Below are 19,146 nucleotides of genomic sequence, written 5' to 3' on the forward strand. Positions count from 1 at the left end.
GGCGGGAGCCCCTGCGGCGTGAGGGCGAGGACGTCAGGACGGTGGTCGGGGCAGCCGGTCCACCAGACTGCTGAGCGCGCCGTTGCCCAGGGTGGCGCCGAGCGCGGAGCCGGTGGCGATGGTCCAGCCGACCGGTCCGAGCGGCGTGCAGCCGAAGAACTGGCTGACCCCGGGGGTCTGCACCACCGCCACCAGCGCGCCGACCGAGGCGACGGTGGAGGCGAGCACCGCCGGGCTGGTGCCTCCGGCGAGCACGGTCTGCCCGAGCTGCGTGCCGACCAGGGAGGCGAGGGCCACGGTGCCGGCCCGCCGTTGGCTGCCCGTCCAGCGGGCGAGCGTCCATCCGGCGGTCGCGCCGAGGGTGGTGGCGGCGGCCCGCAATCCGATCTCCCTGGTCAGGGTCTCCCCGAGGGACGTGTCCGGGCCCTCGCGCAGCAGGTGGTCGCCGTGGTGCGCGCCGGGCGGCCGGATCGCGATGGCCATCGCCGGCACCAGGTCGGTGAGGAGGTTGACCAGGAGCAGTTGCCGCCCGGTGAGCGCGGAGCGGCCGGTCGCGGCGGCGGTGAGCACGCTGAACGCGATCTCCCCGAGGTTGCCGCCGACCAGGATGCTCAGCGCGTGGCGGGCCGAGGACCACATGGCGCGTCCCTCGACCAGGGTGGCGATGATGGTCTCCAGCCGGTCGTCGGTGACCACCAGGTCGGCGGCGGCCTTGGCGGCCGGGGTGCCCCGTTGGCCGAGGGCGATCCCGACGTCGGCCAGCCGGATCGCCGGTGCGTCGTTGGCGCCGTCCCCGGTCATCGCGACGACCCGGCCGCACTTCTGGAGCGCCTGGATGATCCGTACCTTGTGGGTCGGGGTGCAGCGGGCGACCACGTCGGTGCGGGCGAGGCGGTCGGCGAGCGCCTCGTCGTCGAGCTGGTCCAGCTCGGTGGCGGTGACCACCCGCTGGTCGCTGTCGGTGCTGATGATCGAGGCGATCGCCTCGGCGGTCGCCGGGTGGTCGCCGGTGATCATGATGGTGTGCACGCCGGCCTGCCGGATCCGACGGACCGCCGGCGCGGCACTCTCCCGCACCCCGTCGGCGAGCGTCAGGTAGCCCACGAACACCAGGTCGCCTACCTCGTCGTCGGTGACCTCCCGGCCGGTCACCCGCCGCTCGGCGACGGCCAGCACGCGGTGCCCGGCCCCGGCCCGCTCGGCCAGGACCTCGTGCAGCCGGTCCCGGCCCTGGTCGTCCAGGGGCCGCTCGCCGCCGTCGGCGTCCCGGCGGCCGGTGCAGCGGGGCAGCACCCGCTCCGGAGCGCCCTTCACGCTGAGCAGCAGCCCGTCGTCGGTCTCGCCCAGCGTGGCGTGGTAGCCCCGGGACGGCTCGAACGGCAGCCCACCGACGGATCGCCAGCCGCCGGCCCCGATCCGCTCGGTGATCCCGTCGACGGTCCGGGCGCCGGTGCGGATCGCCCGGTCGGTCTGCTCCGGCAGTTCCGTCGGGTCGGTCGCGTCCGGGGTGGCCCGCAGCGCCGCCGCGAGGGTGATCCGGAGGGAACGCGATCCGTCCAGCCGGTCCGTGGGGGCGTACCGGTCACCGTCGCCGACACCGGCGAGGCGGAGGTGTCCCTCGGTCAGCGTGCCGGTCTTGTCGAAGCAGAGCACGTCCACCCGGCCCAGCGCCTCGATGGTGCGGGGGTTGCGGACCAGCGCGCCGTGCTCGGCGAGCCGCCGGGCCGCCGCGAGCTGCGCGGCACTGACCAGGAAGGGCAGCCCCTCCGGCACCGAGGCGACGGCCAGGTTCGCGGCGGTCGCCGCCGTTTCCGCAAGCGGTACGCCCCGCAGCAACCCCGCCCCGGCCACCGAGAGCGCCGAGGCTGCGGCCAGCGGAAGCGCTGCCCGGGTCAACCTGCCGAGCCGGGCCTCCACCCCGCCGGCCGGTGGTGCCTGGCGGGCCAGGGCCAGGCTCCGTCCCGCCTCGGTGTCGGCCCCGGTGGCGACCACCACGGCGGTGCCGTACCCGGCGGCGACCGTGCTGCCCTCGTAGAGCATGGAGCGCCGGTCGGCGACGGCGGCGGCCACCACCGGTCGGTCGGTCTTGGTCACCGGCAGCGACTCACCGGTCAGCGACGACTCATCGGCCTCCAGCCCCACCGACTCCAGCACCCGGCAGTCGGCGGGTACCGCGTCCCCCGGTTCGAGCAGGACCACGTCGCCGACCACCAGGTCGTCGGCGGCCACCACGTCTTCGGTGCCGTCGCGCCGGACCCGCGCGGTCACCGCCGTGCGGGAGAGCAGCTTCGCCAGGGACCGTTCGGTGTTGCGTTGGTGAACCGCCCCGATCAGAGCCGAGCCGCCGACCACCCCGCCGACCAGGGCGGCGTCGACGACCGAGCCGAACGCGGCGGAGAGGGCCGCCCCGGCGGCGAGGACCGGGGTGAGTGGGTTGGCGAGTTCGTCGAGCAGGGCCCGGAGCAGGCTGCCGTCGTCGGCGCCGCCGCCGGTGCCCCGGCGCCGCCGCTCGGCCACCTCGGTCGCACCGAGCCCGTCCGGGGTGGTGCCGAGGCGGCTGAGGACCACGTCGACCGGCATCAGGTGCCAGGCCGTGACGGGCGGGGTCGGGGTGTCGGTCCGGTCGGGTAGTCGACGGGCCCGCCAGACCCCGTGCGCGAAGGCCAGCGCCGCAGCACCGTTCACGGCGGAGAGGGCCTGGCCGGGAAGGCGCTCCCGATCGGCGGTGAACGCCGCCAGTGCTCCCAGCCCGGCACCCGCCTCGGCGAGGCGGATGTTCTGCCGGCTCATCCGGCGGGCCACGCCGGTCGCCTCGACCACCAGCGCACAGGTGCGCAGGTCGGTGCCGACGAGCAGGTGCGCGCCCCACGGGGGCGGGTCGTCGGGTCCGCCGACGCCGAGTCCGCAGTCGGAGACACCGAGGGCCGCCCGGTCGGCGGAGACCAGCATCACCACCGCGCCGTCGAGTTGAAGGGCCCGTACCGTCTCGGCGACCCGGGGGCCGCCGGGGAGGACGGCGTCGGTGAATCCGTACCGCTGGTCGGTGTCGCCGGCCACCACCAGCCGCAGGCCGGCCTGCCGGGCGGCGACCGACAGCGCGTCCGCGCCCGGCGCCGGCTCGGGCTCGACCCGCAGCACCGCCGTCAGGGTCTCCCCCTCGGCCAGCCCGAGCAGCAGGCCACCGCCGTCCCGGAGCCGCCGGCTGGCCGCGGTGTCCCCCGGATCGCGTGCGTCGAGCCGGTCCAGCGGGGCGAGTCGCCAGCCCTCCGCCTCCCGTCGCCGTCGCGGCGCGTCGGGGTCGAAGAGGGCGAAGGCGCGGGCGGTGATCTCCTCCGTGTCCGCGTCGGCCAGCGGAGCCAGGTCGACCAGCGACCCCCGGTCGGAGCCGAGCACGGCCGCGTCCAGGACGAGCGTGTCGATCCGGTCGAGTTCCCGCAGCACCCCGCGATCCATCGCGATGACACCCCGGCGGGCCAGGATCCGGCCCAGCTGGGCGGCGTACCCCTCACGGCCGGACCCGGGGGCCTTCGGCAGCGTGGCGAGGGCGAGTGCGGCGGCCCGCTTCGCCCCCACCGCCGGCAGGGCCGCCGCGCCGGACGCCGCGCCGGTGAGGAGGATCCGGTTGATGTACCGCTCGACCGGCCCGTCGGGCTTGGCGCGTGGGCGGCCGTGCGTGGGCGCGCGGGCCACGGCGCGGTCCGGGTCGCCGGTGAGCTGCGGCTCGGCACGCTTCCAGGCGCTCTGCTGGGCGCGGGCCTCACCCCACTGCACGATCCGCTGCGTGCCGTCGAGCACCAGGCCGGTCCAGCCACCGGAGAGTCCCTGCGTCACCGCCTCGGCGAGCGGGAAGAGCAGGTCGGCCCGGGGATCCGCGCGGAGCCCCCGGTCGGCCAGTGCGTGCAGTTTGGGGTGCAGGTCGATCGCGCCGAGGAGCCCGGCGACCTCCCCCGGCAGCGGGGTGAACGGCAGGATCCGGGTGGCGGCGGAGAGGGTCAGCCCGAGGACGTCGGAGGCGAGCGCGCCGAGCGTGCGCGGGGTCTGCGGGCCCTCCTCGGGCGGGTGCGGCGGCGGGATGTCCGGGTCGGGTTCGTGGTCGCAGCGGCGCTCCACCCGCTCGATCGTCCGGACCAGGTCACGGAGGCGGGGTTCGGGCGTCTCGACGGCCACCACCACCCGGCCGGACGGCGCGTTGACCCGGGCCCAGCCCACCCCGGGGAGCTTCTCCAGGGCCTTCTCGACCTGGCGGGCCAGACGGTCGCCGCCGTCCTGGCAGACTCCGTGCACCTCGATGTGGTGCCGTCCGGGCCGGGACCAGACCCGCCGACGGGTGAGCCCGGCGCTCCGGGCCAGGTGTACGGCCGCCGCGCCCGCACCACGGGAGGCGTCGCCCACGAGCCGTGGCACGGCGGACGGGACGATCCGGCCGGCGATCCTGCCCAGCGGGATCATCCGACGGTACGACCGGCCAGGAGCCGGTCCGGTCCTCCGTCGCCCTCGTGCAGGTCGTACGCCATCTCGCCTCCCACACCTCGCTCCGCGCGGCGTGGCTTCCCCACCCCGGGCCGGTCATGCCCGGTGACGGGAGGTTTTTCCGGCGGGCCGGGTTCCGGGGGCGTGACCCCCTGGCTGAACCGCCGGTGCCGTCCGTTGCCGACGCGGCGGCATGAACCCGGGCGGGGGTGGAAAGCAACGGTGACAGCACAGCCGACGCGGGGAGGCGAGATGGAGGCACCAGCCCGGCACGAGGCACGCGAGCGGGTCCGTCCGTACGAGCGGCGGGTGGACGTTCCGCTGCTCGGGGAGGTGACGCTACCGCCGGACAAGGTCGCCTACTACGCGGGCGTGGGTGTGCTCGCGGCGCTCCAGGTGATCGAGTGGCCGCTGGCCCTGCTCGTCACCGCCGGTCACCTCCTAGCCGACCAGCACCTATCCGGGCTGGCGCGGGGCGTGGGCGAGGCGCTGGAGGCGGCCTGACGCTCCGCGCGGGGGGCACGTGGAAGTCGATGGGGGCGTACCGGCGGGCCCCGGGCGGGTTCGACGTCAAGGTCCACGCCACCCCGGATGTGGCCGACGGTCCCGACGGGACCGGGGTACGAGATCCGGGTCACCGGCGGTTGACCTGAAGTCGGGTTGAGGACGCAGGGTGGGCGCATGCTCATCGAATCCGCGCCGCCCGCCGTGCCGGATCGGCTGCTCTCCGCGCCCCTGCGGGCGATGACGGTGGGCAGCGTGGCGTTGATCTCGCTGCTCGCCTTCGAGGCGTTGGCCGTCGGGACCGCCATGCCGACGGTCACCCGCAGCCTCGACGGCCTGGCCCTCTACGCGCTGGCCTTCGGCGGGCCGTTCGCCTCCGGGGTGCTCGCCATGGTGCTCTCCGGCATCTGGTGCGACGCCCGGGGTCCGCGGCTGCCGATGTGGCACGGGTTCGTCTGGTTCGTCACCGGGTTGCTGCTCGCCGGCACCGCGCCGGCGATGGGCGTGCTGGTCGTCGGGCGGGTGGTGCAGGGCTTTGGCTCCGGGCTGCTCTCGGTCGCGCTCTACGTGATCGTCGGCCGGGTGTACCCCGAGTCGTTGCACCGGCGGATATTCGCTGTGTTCGCCGCCGCGTGGGTCGTACCGTCGCTGGTCGGACCGGCCCTGGCCGGGCTGGTGGTGGAACACCTCGGCTGGCGCTGGGTCTTCCTGGCGGTCCCGGCCGTGGCTGTTCCGGCGGTGCTGCTGGTCCACCCGGGGTTGCGGGCGGTGGGCGTGCCGGTCGGTTCCCGACCGCCCCGGGACGCGGGGGCCCGGATCGGCTGGGCCTGCGGGGCCGCGGCGAGCGCCGCACTGCTGCACTACGGGGGGCAGCAGCGCGGTCCGCTCGCCGTCGGTCTCGTGGTCGCCGCGCTGGTCGCGCTCGCCGGCTGTGCACCACGCCTGCTGCCGGCCGGTGTCCTGCGGGCCGGTCGAGGGCTGCCCACCGTGGTCGGGCTGCGCGGGCTGGCCTCGGCGGCGTTCGTCGGTGCGGAGGTGGTGATGCCGCTGTTGCTGTCCCGTGAGCGTGGGCTCTCGCCGACCGCCGCCGGGGTCGCCCTGACCGTCGGGGCGGTCTCCTGGTCAGTGGGCTCGTGGTTGCAGGGACGGCTGCCCGAACCGCCTTCCCGAGCGACCCTGCCGCGCGCCGGGCTCGTCTGCATCGCCGCCGGCATCGCGGGCTTCGCGCTCGCGGTGTGGCCGGCCGTCCCGGTGCCGGTCGCTCTCCTCGGCTGGAGCCTGGCCGGCCTCGGCATGGGGCTGGTCTACCCGTCGTTGTCGGTGCTCACCCTGGAGTTGTCCGATCCCGGTGAGCAGGGTCGCAACAGTTCCTCCCTGCAACTCGGCGATGCGCTCTGCGCCGCCGCCGTGCTGGCGCTGACCGGTGCGCTGCTCGCCGCCAGCTCGGGGCCGGATCCGGCGACCTACCTGGTCGCCCTGGTGGTCTCCGCAGGGTTGGCGCTGCTCGGCGCGCTGATCGCCGGACGGGTCGTGCCGGCCGCCGGCTGACACCCGTCCGGGGGAAGCCGCCGGGATGAACCCGTCAGTGGCTCATGTTCGCCCTACCGTGGCCGCATGCTCACACTGGTCGTCACCATGATTCTGTACGTCGCCGGGTTCGTTTTCCTCTACGGCGTGATCCGGGTGGCCGTTCGGCACGCTCTGGAGGACCTGGAGGTCCGCCGGGCGGAGACGCTGCGCCCCGGCCCACCGCAGGAGCGACCCTTCGTGCCGGAGAATTTCCTTGCCGGCAACTGACGGTGTCGGGCCACGGAGGTCGGTTCCCGCTGGCCGACCTTCGGCCTGCCAGGGCCGTCGAATATGAACGTGCGTCGATGTTGTTGCACGTGAAACATCGGCCACCCGAATGGCGGGCGGCGGGTGTGGCCCGTCAACCGTCCGACGACTCGCGGCGCTCCACTTCGGCCAGGGCGGCGAGGAGTGTCTCCGGCTCCTGGGCGCCGCTGACCGCGTACCTGCCGGCCAGGACGAAGGTCGGCACGCTGGTCACCCCGATACTCCGGGCCTCGGCCAGTTCCGCCTGAAGTTCGGCGACCCCGGCGTCCGAGTCGAGGAAGGCGCGGACTTCGGGGGCGTCCAGGCCGACGCTGGCGGCCACCGAGGCGAGAGCGGAGCGTGAGCCGATGTCGACGCCGTCGGTGAAGTGGGCCTTGAAGAGACCCTCGATCGTCTCGGCGGCCCGGCCCCGCGCGTCGGCGAACCGGATCAGTCGGTGCGCGTCGAACGTGTTCGCGGTGACCGCCCGGTCGAAGTCCAGTTTCAGTCCGACACCGGCGGCCACCCCGGCGACGTGGTCGGCCATCTGCCGGGCCTGTTCCACTCCGCCGAACTTCGCGGCCAACCCGTCGAGCAGCGGACGGGGCTCGGGCACCGGGCTCGGGTCGAGCTGGAACGGCCGGTAGCGGAGGGTCACGTCACCGTCGTACGCCGCCAGCGCCTGCTCCAACCGGCGCTTTCCGACGTAGCACCAGGGACAGACCACGTCGGCGTAGACCTCGATCTCCATGCCCCGGATCAACCCGCCCTCCGGTGGATGTGTTCCCGGCGCGGGCGGTCACACCCCGCGCGGTGGGTCACCTCAGGAGACCTGCTCGCGTACCTGCCGCTTGAGTCGGGCCAGGATCGCCGTGCCGCCGCGTACCCGCAACGGGCTGATCGCCTGGGCGAGACCCATCCGCTGGTACAGGTCGTCGGGTACGGCGAGCACCTGATCGGCGCTGGCGCCGGCCAGTCCCTCGGCCAGGATGCCGGCGAAGGCCCGGGTGGTCGGGGCCTCCGGAGGGCAGTCGAAGAGGGTGGTCACCGTCCGGTCCGGGGCGACCCGGGCGCGGAGGAAGAACGCCGTCTGGCACTCCGGCACCTGTTCCATGCCCTCGCGGTCGACCTGCCCGGGCGGGAGCGGCGGAATGACGTCGGCGAACTCCAACAGCATCTCGAGCACCAGTTCGCGTGGGGCAGCGGCGAACTCATCGACGATCTCGGCCAGCTTGGACGGCATCTCGGGCATGTCGCCAGGCTACCGGCGTGTTTGCAGGGGGCCCCTCCTCGACAGAAAACGGTAGGAAGGGCCCCCTGCAAACACCTCACGCCGTCGGTGCCTTCTCGCTGATCTCGCCGAGGGCCGAGTTCGGATCCAACTGTGTCGCCAGATCACCGAGGGAGACGATCCCGACCAGTTTGCGGTCGGCGTCGCAGACCAGAATCCGCCGGACGCCACGCTCGCGCATCAGGGCCGCCGCCTCGGCCGTCGAACAGTGCTGGTCGATCATCACCACCTCACGGGTGACGATCGAGCCGATCGTGGTGGTCGCCGGGTCGCTGCGTTCGGCCACCGCCCGGACCACGATGTCCCGGTCGGTGAGCATGCCGGCGAGGGTGGCGCCGTCGGTGACGACCACGTCGCCGATGTCCGCCTCCTTCATCACCCTGGCCGCCTCGTCCAGGGGTGTCTCCGTCGACAGGTAGACCACCTGTCGGGTCATCACGTCACTGACCCGGTAACCGGACATTTCGAGAGCCTCCGAGGGTCGACCCAGCAGATGTGACAGCGGTACCCAGTGGCGACATCGCTACACCAGGTCGGACGGCACTGCCGAAAGTCCGGTGAGCGCACTGGTCAGCTCGACGACCGGCAGCTCCGTACGGTCGCCACGGGCGCGGTCGCGCAACTCCACGTACCCGTCGGCGTGACGGCGACCGACCACGACGGTGCGGGGGATGCCGATCAGCTCGGCGTCGGTGAACTTCACCCCGGCCGAGACGTGCGTGCGGTCGTCGACCAGCACCCGCAGGCCGGCGGCGGCGAGGCGTGCGCCGAGGTCGAGCGCCGCGTCGAGCTGCGGCCCCTTCCCCGCCGCCACCAGGTGTACATCGCACGGCGCGACCACCGCCGGCCAGCACAGCCCCCGATCGTCGTGGTGCTGCTCGGCGATCGTGGCGACCAGCCGGGAGATGCCGATGCCGTAGCAACCCATCAGCGGCCGGACCGGCTTGCCGGCCGGACCGAGCACGTCCACCGTGAACGCGTCGGTGAACCGGCGGCCGAGCTGGAAGACGTGCCCGATCTCGATGCCCCGGCGCATGGTCAGTTGCCCGTCCGGGCAGGCCGGGCAGGGATCGCCGGGGCGTACGTCGGCCGCCTCGATCGTGCCGTCGGGGGCGAAGTCGCGTCCACAGACGACGTCGACCGCGTGCCGACCCGGCTCGTTGGCCCCGGTCAGCCAGGCGGTGCCGGGCACCACCCGGGGGTCGACCAGGTAACGGATGCCGAGCTTCGCCATGACCTGCGGACCGATGTAGCCGCGGACCAGCTCCGGCCGGTCGGCGAAGCCGTCGAAGACGGTGACCGTAGCCGGGTGCAGCGCCGTGCCGACCCGCTTCAGGTCCACCTCCCGGTCGCCGGGCACCCCGACGACCAGCGGTTCCGTCTCCTCCGCACCCGGCCGGCGGACGGCGAGCACGACGTTCTTCAACGTGTCGCCTGCGGTCCAGTCGTCCCGGCCGCCGAGGCGGCGGGCGTTGGCCAGTTCGACCAGCGAGGCGATGGTGGGGGTGTCCGGGGTGTCGTGCACGGTGGCGGCCGGGTGCGCGTCCGGGGCGCCGGCCGGCGGGGCGGGCGTGGTCACCGCCTCGGTGTTGGCGGCGTAGTCGCAGGCGGTGCAGGCGACGTAGGTGTCCTCGCCGACCTCGGTGGTGGCGAGGAACTCCTCGGAGACCGAGCCGCCCATCGCCCCGGACATCGCGGTGACCACCGTGTACTCCAGCCCCAGGCGGTCGAAGATGCGCTGGTACGCGGCGCGGTGCCGGGCGTACGCCTCGGCCAGTCCCGCCCCGTCCAGGTCGAACGAGTAGGCGTCCTTCATCAGGAACTCGCGCCCGCGCAGCAGGCCGGCCCGGGGGCGGGCCTCGTCCCGGAACTTGGTCTGGACCTGGAAGAGCGTCACCGGAAGGTCCCGGTACGAGGTGAACAGGTCCTTGACCAGCAGCGCGGCAAGTTCCTCGTGGGTCGGGCCGAGCAGGTGCGGTGCGCCGCGCCGGTCGGCCAGGGTGAAGATGTCGTCGCCGTACTCCGTCCACCGTCCGCTGGTCTGGTACGGCTCGGCCGGCAGCAGCGCCGGGAATTGCACCTCCTGACCACCGATCGCCGTCATCTCCGACCGGACGACCTCGGTGACCCGGTCCAGCACGAGCTTGCCCAGCGGCAGCCAGGTGTAGCCGCCCGGAGCGGCCCGGCGGACGTACCCGGCGCGCAGCAGCAGCCGGTGGCTCGGCACCTCCGCGTCCGCCGGGTCCTCCCGAAGGGTCCGCAGCAGCAGCGTCGACATCCTCAGCATCATGGGCGCAGCGTACGACGGGAGCGCGGCCCGTCCATCCGGTTTGTCGCGGGGTGCGGTGGCACACGTCGGAGCCGGTGCGCGTCGTCGCGGCGGTGCCCGGTGGGAGACTGGTGCCCGCACCGGAACTCGACGGGAGGGGCGGCGTGCGCTGGCGCAGCTTCGTGGCGGTGGGGGACAGCTTCACCGAGGGCATGGACGACGCGTACCCGGACGGCACCTACCGGGGCTGGGCGGACCTGGTGGCCACCCGGCTCGCCGCCGGGGCCGGCCCCGACTTCCGGTACGCGAATCTCGCCGTCCGGGGCAAGCTCTTCCCGCAGGTGGTGGCGGACCAGGTGCCCGCCGCGCTGGCGATGCGCCCGGATCTGATCAGCTTCGCGGCCGGCGGCAACGACGTGCTGCGTCGCGGGTTCGACCCGGAGACGCTGGTCAGCCGCTTCGACGACACGGTCCGGCGGCTGCGGGCCGACGGCGCGGACGTGCTGCTGTTCCGGTTCGCCGACGTGATGGCCCGGTTGCCCGGCCAGCGCATGGTGGCGCCCCGCGTGCAGCTGCTCAACCGGGCGGTCGGCGAGACCGCCGAGCGGCACGGTGCGATCCTGGTCGACCTGTACGCGGACGACGCCTACCTCAACCCGCTGCTGTGGAGCACCGACCGGTTGCACCTGTCGGCGGCCGGGCACCGGCGGGTGGCCGGGCAGGTGCTGACCGCGCTCGGGGTGGGCTGCGACGAGGAGTGGCTGCTCGTGCCCCCGCACCCGGAGCCGACGCCGTGGTTGGCGGCCCGCGCGGCCGACCTGCGGTGGGCCGGGCGGCACCTGGCCCCCTGGCTCAAACGGCGGCTGACCGGCCGGTCCTCGGGCGACCTCGTCACCCCGAAACGGCCGCAGCTCGGCCCGGTCTCGGACTGACGCCGTGGCGACCACCGTCCACGCGGCCACCCTGCTGCGACAGCGACACGACGGCGAACCGGTGCCCGGGTGGGGCGTCGTGGTGACCGGGGACCGGATCGCCGCCGTCGGGCCGGTCGACGACCTGCTCGGGGCGCACCCGCGAGCCCGGGTACGGCGGTGGGCCGGCACGCTCGGCCCGGGGCGGGTGCACGACGGTCCACTGCCGCCAGCCCCGACCCCACGGGAGCGGGTGCACGCGCTCTTCCGGGTCGGCGCGACCGCCGTGCTGGCGGCCCAAATCGACGAGCCCGGCCTGCGGGCCGTGGTCGAGCGGAGCGAGGTGGCCGTGCTCGCCGTTCCCGGATCGGTGCCGCTGGCTCCCGGCGGGCGGGCCGACCTGGCCGTCCTGGCCGACGACGGACGCTGCGTCGCCACCGTGGTGGCCGGGCGGCTGGTGCACCGTCGCGCCTGAACCGGGTACGCCGTCCGTGCCGATCCGGTTCCCGCGCCGGGCGCGCCGATCGGGCGTACCTTGGGGCTCATGGCTGTGCCGAGCGACCCGAACCCCCGTCTCCAGTCGTACGCCGACCCGCAACGTCTCGTCACCACCGAGTGGCTCGCCGAGCGCCTCGGCACGGAGGGTCTGGTGGTGGTGGAGTCCGACGAGGACGTGCTGCTCTACGACACCGGCCACATTCCCGGAGCAGTCAAGATCGACTGGCACCTGGAGCTGAACGACCAGGTCACCCGGGACTACCTCGACGCGAAGAGCTTCGCCGAGCTGTGCGCCGCCAAGGGCATCGGCCGGGACGACACCGTGGTCTTCTACGGGGACAACTTCAACTGGTGGGCCGCGTACGCCCTCTGGGTGTTCTCCCTCTTCGGTCACCGGGACCTGCGCCTGCTCGACGGCGGACGCCAGAAGTGGATCGCCGAGGGACGGGAGACGACCCGGGAGAAGGTGACCCGCCCGCGCGCCGAGTACCCGGTGCCCACCCGCGACGACGCGCCGGTCCGGGCGTTCCGCGAGCAGGTGATGGCACACGTGGCGGCCGGTCGGCCGCTGGTCGACGTCCGGTCCCCCGGCGAGTACACCGGCGAGATGCTGCACATGCCGGACTACCCGCAGGAGGGCGCGCTGCGCGGTGGGCACGTTCCCGGGGCGGTGAACAAGCCGTGGAAGTCGGCGGCGAACTCCGACGGGACGTTCCGCTCGGCGGCGGAGCTGCGCGCGATCTACGCCGACCAGCTGGGGCTGAGCCCGGACGACGACGTGATCGCGTACTGCCGGATCGGCGAGCGGTCCAGCCACACCTGGTTCGTCCTGCGGCACCTGCTCGGCTATCCGCAGGTACGCAACTACGACGGCTCGTGGACGGAGTGGGGCAACCTGGTCCGGGCTCCCGTCGTCCGAGGCGACCAGCCCGGCGGCCTCAACCCGTGACCGTGCCCGCCCGCCCGGATGCGCCGCCGGGTGGGCTGGACCCGCGCCGGTAAGCCGGCCGGGGCGGGGCGGTTGACATCGGATTACGCTTGCCGGGTGACGGTGGAGCAACAGGCGGCACGGGGCGGGGCCAACGGTACGACGGGCACGGGTCGGCGACGGTCCCGCCGGGACGAGATCCTCGACATCGCGGTCGGCCTCTTCGCCGCCCGGGGGTACCACGGCGTTTCGATGGACGACATCGGCGCGGCGGCCGGAGTGACCGGCCCGGCCCTCTACCACCACTTCGCCGGCAAGGAGGCGATGCTGGCGGCGGCGCTGATCCCGGTCAGCGAGGGGCTGCTCGCCGGTGGTCGGGAGCGCGCCGCAGCGCACCCCGACGACCCGCGCGGCGCGTTGGAGTCGCTGATCGACTTCCACGTCGACTTCGCGTTGGCGCATCCGGCGGTGATCGCCCTGCACCTGCACGAGCTGGACCGCCTTCCCGACGAGCCCCGCCGGACGATCCGCCGGTTGCAGCGCCTCTACGTGGAGGAGTGGGTGACCATGCTGACCGCCCTGCACCCCGGGCTGCCGGACGGCGAGGCGCGGGTGCTCGCCCACGCGGCGTTCGGTCTGATGAACTCGACGCCCTTCCTCGGCGGCGAGGTGGACCGGCAGCGCCGGGCCGAGCTGCTGCGCGGCGCGACACTCGCCGCCCTGCTCGCGCCGACCGACTCGTAGGAGACGCCTGGCGCGTGGTTTCCTGACATCGTCCACCACCCCAGGACGTTGGAGGAAACATGATCGAGTCGCTGCTGGTCGCCAACCGCGGCGAGATCGCCCGTCGGATCATCCGTACCGCGAACCGGCTCGGGATCCGGACGGTGGCGGTCCACTCGGAGGCGGACGCGGGACTCCCGTTCGTCGCCGAGGCGGACGAGGCGGTGTGCGTGGGGCCGGCGAACCCGGCCCAGAGCTACCGTAACGCCGAGGCGATCATCGCCGCCGCGAAGTCCACCGGAGCCCAGGCGATCCACCCCGGTTACGGCTTCCTGTCGGAGAACGCGGACTTCGCCCGTACCGTCGAGGACAACGGGCTGATCTGGGTCGGACCCGGCGCGGACGCGATCACCGCGATGGGTGACAAGATCAACGCCCGGAACCTGATGGCGGCGGCCGGGGTTCCGGTCGCGCCCGGCACCACCGACCCGGCGGACGACCTCGACGCGGCGGTGGTCGCGGCGGCGGAGATCGGCTACCCGGTGATGGTCAAGGCCGCGGCCGGTGGCGGCGGCATGGGCATGGGCGTGGCGCCCGACGAGGCCGCGCTGCGCACCGAGTACGACAAGGTGCGGAGCTTCGCCGAGCGGATGTTCGGCGACGGCTCGGTGCTCATCGAGCGGTACTTCCCCCGGGTACGCCACGTCGAGGTGCAGATCCTCGGCCTGGCCGACGGCCGGGTGGTGGCGCTCGGCGAGCGGGAGTGCTCGGTGCAGCGGCGCAACCAGAAGCTGGTCGAGGAGTCCCCCTCCCCGGCGGTCTCGCCCGAGCTGCGCGAGCGCTTCCTCGCGGCGGCCGTCCGGGCCGGTGAGGCGGTCGGCTACCGCAACGCGGGCACGGTCGAGTGCCTGCTCGATCCCGCGACGAACGAGTTCTTCTTCCTGGAGATGAACACCCGGCTCCAGGTCGAGCACCCGGTGACCGAGCTGGTCCACGGGGTCGACCTGGTCGAGGAGCAGATCCGGGTCGCCGCCGGTCTCGCGCCGACCTTCGACCCGGACGCGCTCACCCCGCGCGGGCACGCCATCGAGCTGCGGATCAACGCCGAGGACCCGAAGCGTTTCCTGCCCGGCCCGGGCGTGATCGCCACCTGGACCGAGCCGGCCGGCGAGGGCGTCCGGGTCGACTCCGGCTACGTCGCCGGCAACACGGTCACCCCGTTCTACGACTCCCTGATGGCGAAGCTGATCGTCTTCGGCGCGGACCGGGACGAGGCGATCGAGCGGGCGCGCACCGCGGTGGCGGGCTTCGAGGTCGTCGGCCCGAAGTGCAACCTGCCCTTCTTCGCCGAGCTGCTGGAGCACGCCGAGTTCGTCTCCGGCGACTACGACACCGGCATCGTCGGCCGTATGCGCTGACCGTCCGACGCCGACCGCGGGGGCCGGTCAGGGCGACGGCTGCCAGGGCGGAGCCGGTGCGGGGAACCGCTCCGGCACGCCCGGCGTACGCCCTGGCCGGCCCACCGCCGGATCCGCGTCGGTCCGGTGCCAGACCCCCTCGATCCACCAGGTCGCCTCGTCGGAGACCGTTCCCGGCCGTTCCAGCGCCACGGCGTCCGGCCGGGGCACGTGCCGTCGGCCGGTCCGTGCCGGCCCGGGTTCGGCGCTTCCGGCCGGGAAGTGCCCGTCGTTGCGGCTCCCGCGTTGCTGCTCGACGGAGCGGCCGTCCGGCGGCTGCCCGTGTCCTGACCCCCGGCGGTCGAGGGCCGCCCGAAGCCGGCCGTTCTCGGCCTCGCGCGCCGCCAGCCGCTCCTGGACGATCGCGAGCTGCCGTCGGAGCCGGGCGTTCTCGTGGCGCAGCCGGGCCAGCACCCGTTGGTCCAGGACGGCGGAACCCGGCGTGGTCGCCCCGTCCCCGGACGGGTGGGGGCCGTCGCCCGTCGGTGGTCGCTCGCCCCGGGCGGCCTCGTAGAGGTCCGCGAACCGGTGCAGGGCGGCTGCCCGTTCCGGTTGCGGAAGCGTGTGCTCCACCACCAGGACCACGGTCCGCCACGGCGGTCCCTTCGACTCGGTGGTGAAGTGTCGGGAGAGGTCCCGCCGCCACCTGCCCGGGTCGCGGTACGGATGGTCGCGGCAGATCCGCTCCGCCAGCCTGCGCCAGGTGTCGACCGGCCCGATCCCCGGGCAGCTCTCGACGACGTCCCGTACGGCCAGGGCGTACTCCGCGACGGTGGCGGAGCCGTAGGTGGCGAGGTAGTCCGCCGCGAGTTCCCCCCGTGGGACGAGCCGTCGTCGGGGCCACCCCCGGAACCGCGACGCCGCATCGTTGTCGATGGTCAAGTCGGTCCTCTCCCCACGATCGGTCCTCTTCCCAGGACTCGTGGCCCGGACCCGTATTTCTACCCTTTCCGATCGACGGTCGGGGGCGTTGTGCTGCGTAACCGGTCAGTTTCTGGCCGGGCGACTGTCCGGGTAGGACGGCCGGCGGAACGGCGGTCCGCTACCGGACCGGGTGCCCGTCATGTCCGGCCCGGGGCGCGCTCCGCTGGCCGGGCGCGGCGGGCGGGGACCCGGCCAGAACCCCGGACGGATCTTCCGGGCCGCTCGTTGTCCCGGTCGCGCACCGCAGGAACGCGTGCGGATCCCGGTCGCCGTGACGGCGGCTGTCGATCCCGCCGTGGCGGAACCGGTCCCGGGAGGAAACTGATGGATGGCAGTGGCAGGCGTCGGTCGGACGACGGTCGGCGCGTGGTCGGGATGCTGCGCCGGGCGTCGCTCTGCGTCGACGGCGCGGGGGTGGTGGCCGTGCTCATGGGCCGGCAGGACGTGGCCACCTGCGCCGGTGTCCTCTCGGTCGTGCTCAGGTCCGTCGCGGAGTGGCGGGAGGGAGCCGCCCGTCGTTGACGTGTTCGGAACCACCCGTGATCGGGCCGTGCCCCGCTGGCATCCGACCCCGCCGCTCTGCTTCCCTGGGAGACGACACCGACGTCCGGCCACCGGACGTCGGCAGCACCGGTGCAGCAGAGCAGCGGTCGGCGGGAACAGGTCCACCGACCCATGTCACAGTGAGGTGACCGTTGAGCCAGATGCCAGACTCCGTGTCGATCCGCGAGGTCGGGCCGCGCGACGGCCTCCAGAACGAGGAGCCGATCCCGACCGATGCCAAGGTGCGACTGCTCGACGCCCTCTCCGGCACCGGCGTACGGCGCATCGAGGCGGTGTCGTTCGTGCGGCCGGGGGCGATTCCGCAGATGGCCGACGCCGACGAGGTGTGGCGACGGATCACGAGGGCACCGCAGGTGCGCTACTCCGCCCTGGTCCCGAACATCCGGGGAGCGCAGCGTGCCCTCGCCGCCGGGTTCACCGAGATCGAGGTGGTGGTCTCGGCGAGCGACACGCACAACCGGCGCAATGTCAACCGCGCCACCGACGAGTCGCTGGACGACATCGCCGAGCTGATCGACCTGCTGCACGGTGCGGGCGCGCAGGCCGAGGTGATCGTCGCGACCAGCTTCGGCTGCCCGTACGAGGGGGACATCGACCCGAGCCGGGTCGCCGGCATCGTCGACCGGGTGGTCCGCGACGGTGCGGACCGGGTGGGCTTCGGTGACACCACCGGCATGGCGACCCCTCGCCGGGTCCGCGAGCTGCTGACCGAGGTACGCGACCGCAACGCGCACATCCCGGTGCTGCTGCACTTCCACAACACCCGGGGCACGGCGCTGGCGAACATGCTGACCGCGCTGGAACTCGGGGTCACCGAGTTCGACACCAGCATCGGCGGTCTGGGCGGGTGTCCGTACGCGCCGGGGGCGAGCGGCAACCTGGCGACCGAGGAGGCCGTGCACATGCTCCACGACATGGGCGTCGAAACCGGCATCGACCTGGACGCCCTGCTGGAGGTGGCGGAGCTGGCCGAGCGACTCGTCGGTCGGCAGCTTCCCTCCGGGGTCCTCCGCGCCGGCCCCCGCAGCCGCCTCACTCCCCTCCCCACCCCCTGATCCCGTTTCCCACCCCCGTCCGCTCTCCGTCTCGTGTCGCCCCGCCCGGGACGGGAGGGCCGGGCGGGGGTGTGGTCGCCGGAGGAGCGGGTGTGCGGTAACCTAACGATCGTTCAGGTGGGTGGGGCCCCCAGGCCCGCAGACGCGGCGAGGTGGTCGGCGTGACGCTCGACGGTGAGGCACTGGAGCAGCTCCGGAAGCGGGCCCGCGCCGGGGGCGCGGACAAGTACCACGCGGCCAACGCGGCCAAGGGCAAGCTCTTCGCCCGGGAGCGGGTCGCGCTCCTGGTGGACGAGGGGTCCTTCGTCGAGGACGGCCTCTACGCCAACGCGATGGCCGACGGCCTGCCGGCGGACGGTGTGGTCACCGGCACCGCCACCATCGACGGGCGGCAGGTCTGCCTGATGGCGAACGACTCCACGGTCAAGGCCGGGAGCTGGGGCGCGCGTACCGTCGAGAAGATCATCCGGATCATCGAGCGGGCGTACGACACCAGTGTCCCCATGGTCTACCTGGTCGACTCGGCCGGCGCGCGGATCACCGACCAGGTCGACCTCTTCCCCGGCCGGCGGGGCGCCGGCAAGATCTTCTGGAACCAGGTCCGCGCCTCCGGGGCGATCCCGCAGGTCTGCGCGCTGTTCGGGCCGAGCGCCGCCGGCGGGGCGTACATTCCGGCGTTCTGCGACGTGGTCGCGATGGTCGAGGGCAACGCCAGCATGTACCTCGGCTCCGACCGGATGGTCGAGATGGTCACCGGGGAGAAGACCACGCTGGAGGCGATGGGCGGGGCAAAGGTGCACTGCGCCGAGTCCGGTGTCGGCCACTTCCTCTGCAAGTCCGAGGCCGAGGCGCTCGACGTGGTCAAGCGCTACCTGTCGTACCTGCCGGCGAACTGGACGCAGGCTCCGCCGGCCGCACCCGCCGTCGAGGCACCGGCCAAGGCCGACCTGGCCGCGCTGGTGCCGGCGAGCGAGCGGCAGGCGTTCGACATGCGGCGGTACGTCAAGGGCCTGCTCGACGACGGCTCGTTCTTCGAGATCCAGGCGCTCTGGGCCAGGGAGCTGACCATCGGCTTCGGCCGGCTGAACGGCGAGGTCGTCGGCGTGGTCGGCAACAACTCGATGTTCAAGGGCGGGGTGCTCTTCGTCGACTCGGCCGACAAGGCGACCCGGTTCGTGCAGCTCTGCGACGCGTTCAACGTGCCGCTGCTCTTCCTCTCCGACGTGCCCGGGTTCATGGTCGGCAGCGCGGTGGAGAAGCAGGGCATCATCCGGCACGGCGCGAAGATGGTCACGGCGATCTCCGAGGCGACCGTACCGAAGATCTGCGTGGTGGTCCGCAAGGCGTACGGCGCGGGCCTCTACGCGATGGCCGGCCCCGGGTTCGAGCCGGACGCGACGATCGCCCTGCCCACCGCGAAGATCGCGGTGATGGGCGCGGAGGCGGCGGTCAACGCGGTCTACGCCAACAAGATCGCCGCCATCGGGGACGAGGCCGAGCGGGCCGCCTTCGTCGCCGCGAAGCGTGAGGAGTACGAGCGGGACATCGACGTCGTCCGGCTCGCCAGCGAACTGGTCGTCGACGCGATCGTCGAGCCGCACGACCTGCGGGCCGAGCTGATCCGCCGGTTCACCGCCGCGCGGAGCAAGGACCGCCACTTCTCCCGGCGTCGGCACGGCGTCACCCCGGTCTGAGCCACGACGTCGGTACGACCTCGCTGCACCCGGCGTCACGAGC

At 73.7% G+C, this 19,146-nt stretch carries 17 protein-coding genes; 11 read left to right on the forward strand and 6 right to left on the reverse strand.

Translation table 11 applies throughout. The features are described 5' to 3' along the window. Positions 1 to 33: 33 nt before the first annotated feature. Entirely contained in the window at positions 34 to 4,449 is a 4,416-nt protein-coding gene (locus GA0074694_RS06855; RefSeq protein WP_091454132.1) for a cation-translocating P-type ATPase, read from the reverse strand. 273 nt (positions 4,450 to 4,722) lie between these two features. Between GA0074694_RS06855 and GA0074694_RS06860 the strand changes: the two genes are divergently transcribed. The 3 genes from GA0074694_RS06860 (at position 4,723) to GA0074694_RS06870 (ending at position 6,771) form a co-directional block, all read left to right on the forward strand. Further along, positions 4,723 to 4,974 (forward strand): hypothetical protein, encoded by a 252-nt coding sequence (locus GA0074694_RS06860; protein ID WP_091454135.1) that lies wholly within the window; start codon positions 4,723 to 4,725, stop codon positions 4,972 to 4,974. 177 nt (positions 4,975 to 5,151) lie between these two features. Further along, positions 5,152 to 6,522 carry an MFS transporter gene (locus GA0074694_RS06865; RefSeq protein WP_091454138.1) on the forward strand — a complete coding sequence of 457 codons (1,371 nt, stop codon included), beginning with the start codon at positions 5,152 to 5,154 and terminating at the stop codon, positions 6,520 to 6,522. Between the two features lie 66 nt (positions 6,523 to 6,588). Further along, complete coding sequence (locus tag GA0074694_RS06870) at positions 6,589 to 6,771, forward strand: hypothetical protein (RefSeq protein ID WP_091454141.1); 183 nt, start codon at positions 6,589 to 6,591, stop codon at positions 6,769 to 6,771. A gap of 133 nt (positions 6,772 to 6,904) precedes the next feature. On the opposite strand, the gene GA0074694_RS06875 is transcribed toward GA0074694_RS06870, so the two are convergent. The 4 genes from GA0074694_RS06875 to GA0074694_RS06890 form a co-directional block, all read right to left on the reverse strand. Beyond that, the gene (locus GA0074694_RS06875; RefSeq protein ID WP_091454145.1) at positions 6,905 to 7,540 is read right to left on the reverse strand and encodes a DsbA family oxidoreductase; all 636 of its coding nucleotides are present in this window, start codon (positions 7,538 to 7,540) and stop codon (positions 6,905 to 6,907) included. 72 nt (positions 7,541 to 7,612) lie between these two features. Next, on the reverse strand, positions 7,613 to 8,041 hold the full coding sequence (locus GA0074694_RS06880; RefSeq protein WP_091454148.1) for a SufE family protein: 429 nt from the start codon (positions 8,039 to 8,041) through the stop codon (positions 7,613 to 7,615). Positions 8,042 to 8,117: 76 nt separating this feature from the next. Continuing rightward, complete coding sequence (locus GA0074694_RS06885; protein WP_091454151.1) at positions 8,118 to 8,543, reverse strand: CBS domain-containing protein; 426 nt, start codon at positions 8,541 to 8,543, stop codon at positions 8,118 to 8,120. Between the two features lie 60 nt (positions 8,544 to 8,603). Next, positions 8,604 to 10,370, reverse strand: a complete 1,767-nt coding sequence (locus tag GA0074694_RS06890; protein WP_091454155.1) for a proline--tRNA ligase — start codon at positions 10,368 to 10,370, stop codon at positions 8,604 to 8,606. A 143-nt stretch (positions 10,371 to 10,513) separates the two neighbouring features. Between GA0074694_RS06890 and GA0074694_RS06895 the strand changes: the two genes are divergently transcribed. The 5 genes from GA0074694_RS06895 to GA0074694_RS06915 all read left to right on the forward strand — a co-directional run bounded on the left by GA0074694_RS06895 (position 10,514) and on the right by GA0074694_RS06915 (position 14,827). Then, entirely contained in the window at positions 10,514 to 11,281 is a 768-nt protein-coding gene (locus tag GA0074694_RS06895) for an SGNH/GDSL hydrolase family protein (RefSeq protein ID WP_091458770.1), read from the forward strand. A gap of 4 nt (positions 11,282 to 11,285) precedes the next feature. Further along, positions 11,286 to 11,735, forward strand: coding sequence for an imidazolonepropionase-like domain-containing protein (locus tag GA0074694_RS06900; protein ID WP_091454159.1), 450 nt, complete (start codon positions 11,286 to 11,288; stop codon positions 11,733 to 11,735). A gap of 69 nt (positions 11,736 to 11,804) precedes the next feature. Further along, on the forward strand, positions 11,805 to 12,707 hold the full coding sequence (locus GA0074694_RS06905; RefSeq protein ID WP_091454163.1) for a sulfurtransferase: 903 nt from the start codon (positions 11,805 to 11,807) through the stop codon (positions 12,705 to 12,707). A 96-nt stretch (positions 12,708 to 12,803) separates the two neighbouring features. After that, positions 12,804 to 13,430, forward strand: a complete 627-nt coding sequence (locus tag GA0074694_RS06910; RefSeq protein WP_176737806.1) for a TetR/AcrR family transcriptional regulator — start codon at positions 12,804 to 12,806, stop codon at positions 13,428 to 13,430. 59 nt (positions 13,431 to 13,489) lie between these two features. Then, positions 13,490 to 14,827 carry an acetyl-CoA carboxylase biotin carboxylase subunit gene (locus GA0074694_RS06915; RefSeq protein WP_091454167.1) on the forward strand — a complete coding sequence of 446 codons (1,338 nt, stop codon included), beginning with the start codon at positions 13,490 to 13,492 and terminating at the stop codon, positions 14,825 to 14,827. Positions 14,828 to 14,854: 27 nt separating this feature from the next. Here the strand turns inward: GA0074694_RS06915 and GA0074694_RS06920 are convergent, their stop codons facing one another. Beyond that, positions 14,855 to 15,748 carry a hypothetical protein gene (locus GA0074694_RS06920; protein WP_091454170.1) on the reverse strand — a complete coding sequence of 298 codons (894 nt, stop codon included), beginning with the start codon at positions 15,746 to 15,748 and terminating at the stop codon, positions 14,855 to 14,857. A 366-nt stretch (positions 15,749 to 16,114) separates the two neighbouring features. On the opposite strand from GA0074694_RS06920, the gene GA0074694_RS30750 reads away from it, so the two are divergent. From GA0074694_RS30750 to GA0074694_RS06930, 3 genes are all read left to right on the forward strand, one after another. After that, on the forward strand, positions 16,115 to 16,312 hold the full coding sequence (locus tag GA0074694_RS30750; protein WP_141713987.1) for a hypothetical protein: 198 nt from the start codon (positions 16,115 to 16,117) through the stop codon (positions 16,310 to 16,312). A 182-nt stretch (positions 16,313 to 16,494) separates the two neighbouring features. After that, entirely contained in the window at positions 16,495 to 17,409 is a 915-nt protein-coding gene (locus GA0074694_RS06925; RefSeq protein WP_091454173.1) for a hydroxymethylglutaryl-CoA lyase, read from the forward strand. Positions 17,410 to 17,570: 161 nt separating this feature from the next. Then, positions 17,571 to 19,103 carry an acyl-CoA carboxylase subunit beta gene (locus tag GA0074694_RS06930; protein WP_091458774.1) on the forward strand — a complete coding sequence of 511 codons (1,533 nt, stop codon included), beginning with the start codon at positions 17,571 to 17,573 and terminating at the stop codon, positions 19,101 to 19,103. Positions 19,104 to 19,146 lie beyond the last annotated feature (43 nt).

The sequence above is a fragment of the Micromonospora inyonensis genome, assembly GCF_900091415.1.
GTDB classification, from domain to species: Bacteria; Actinomycetota; Actinomycetes; order Mycobacteriales; family Micromonosporaceae; genus Micromonospora; species Micromonospora inyonensis.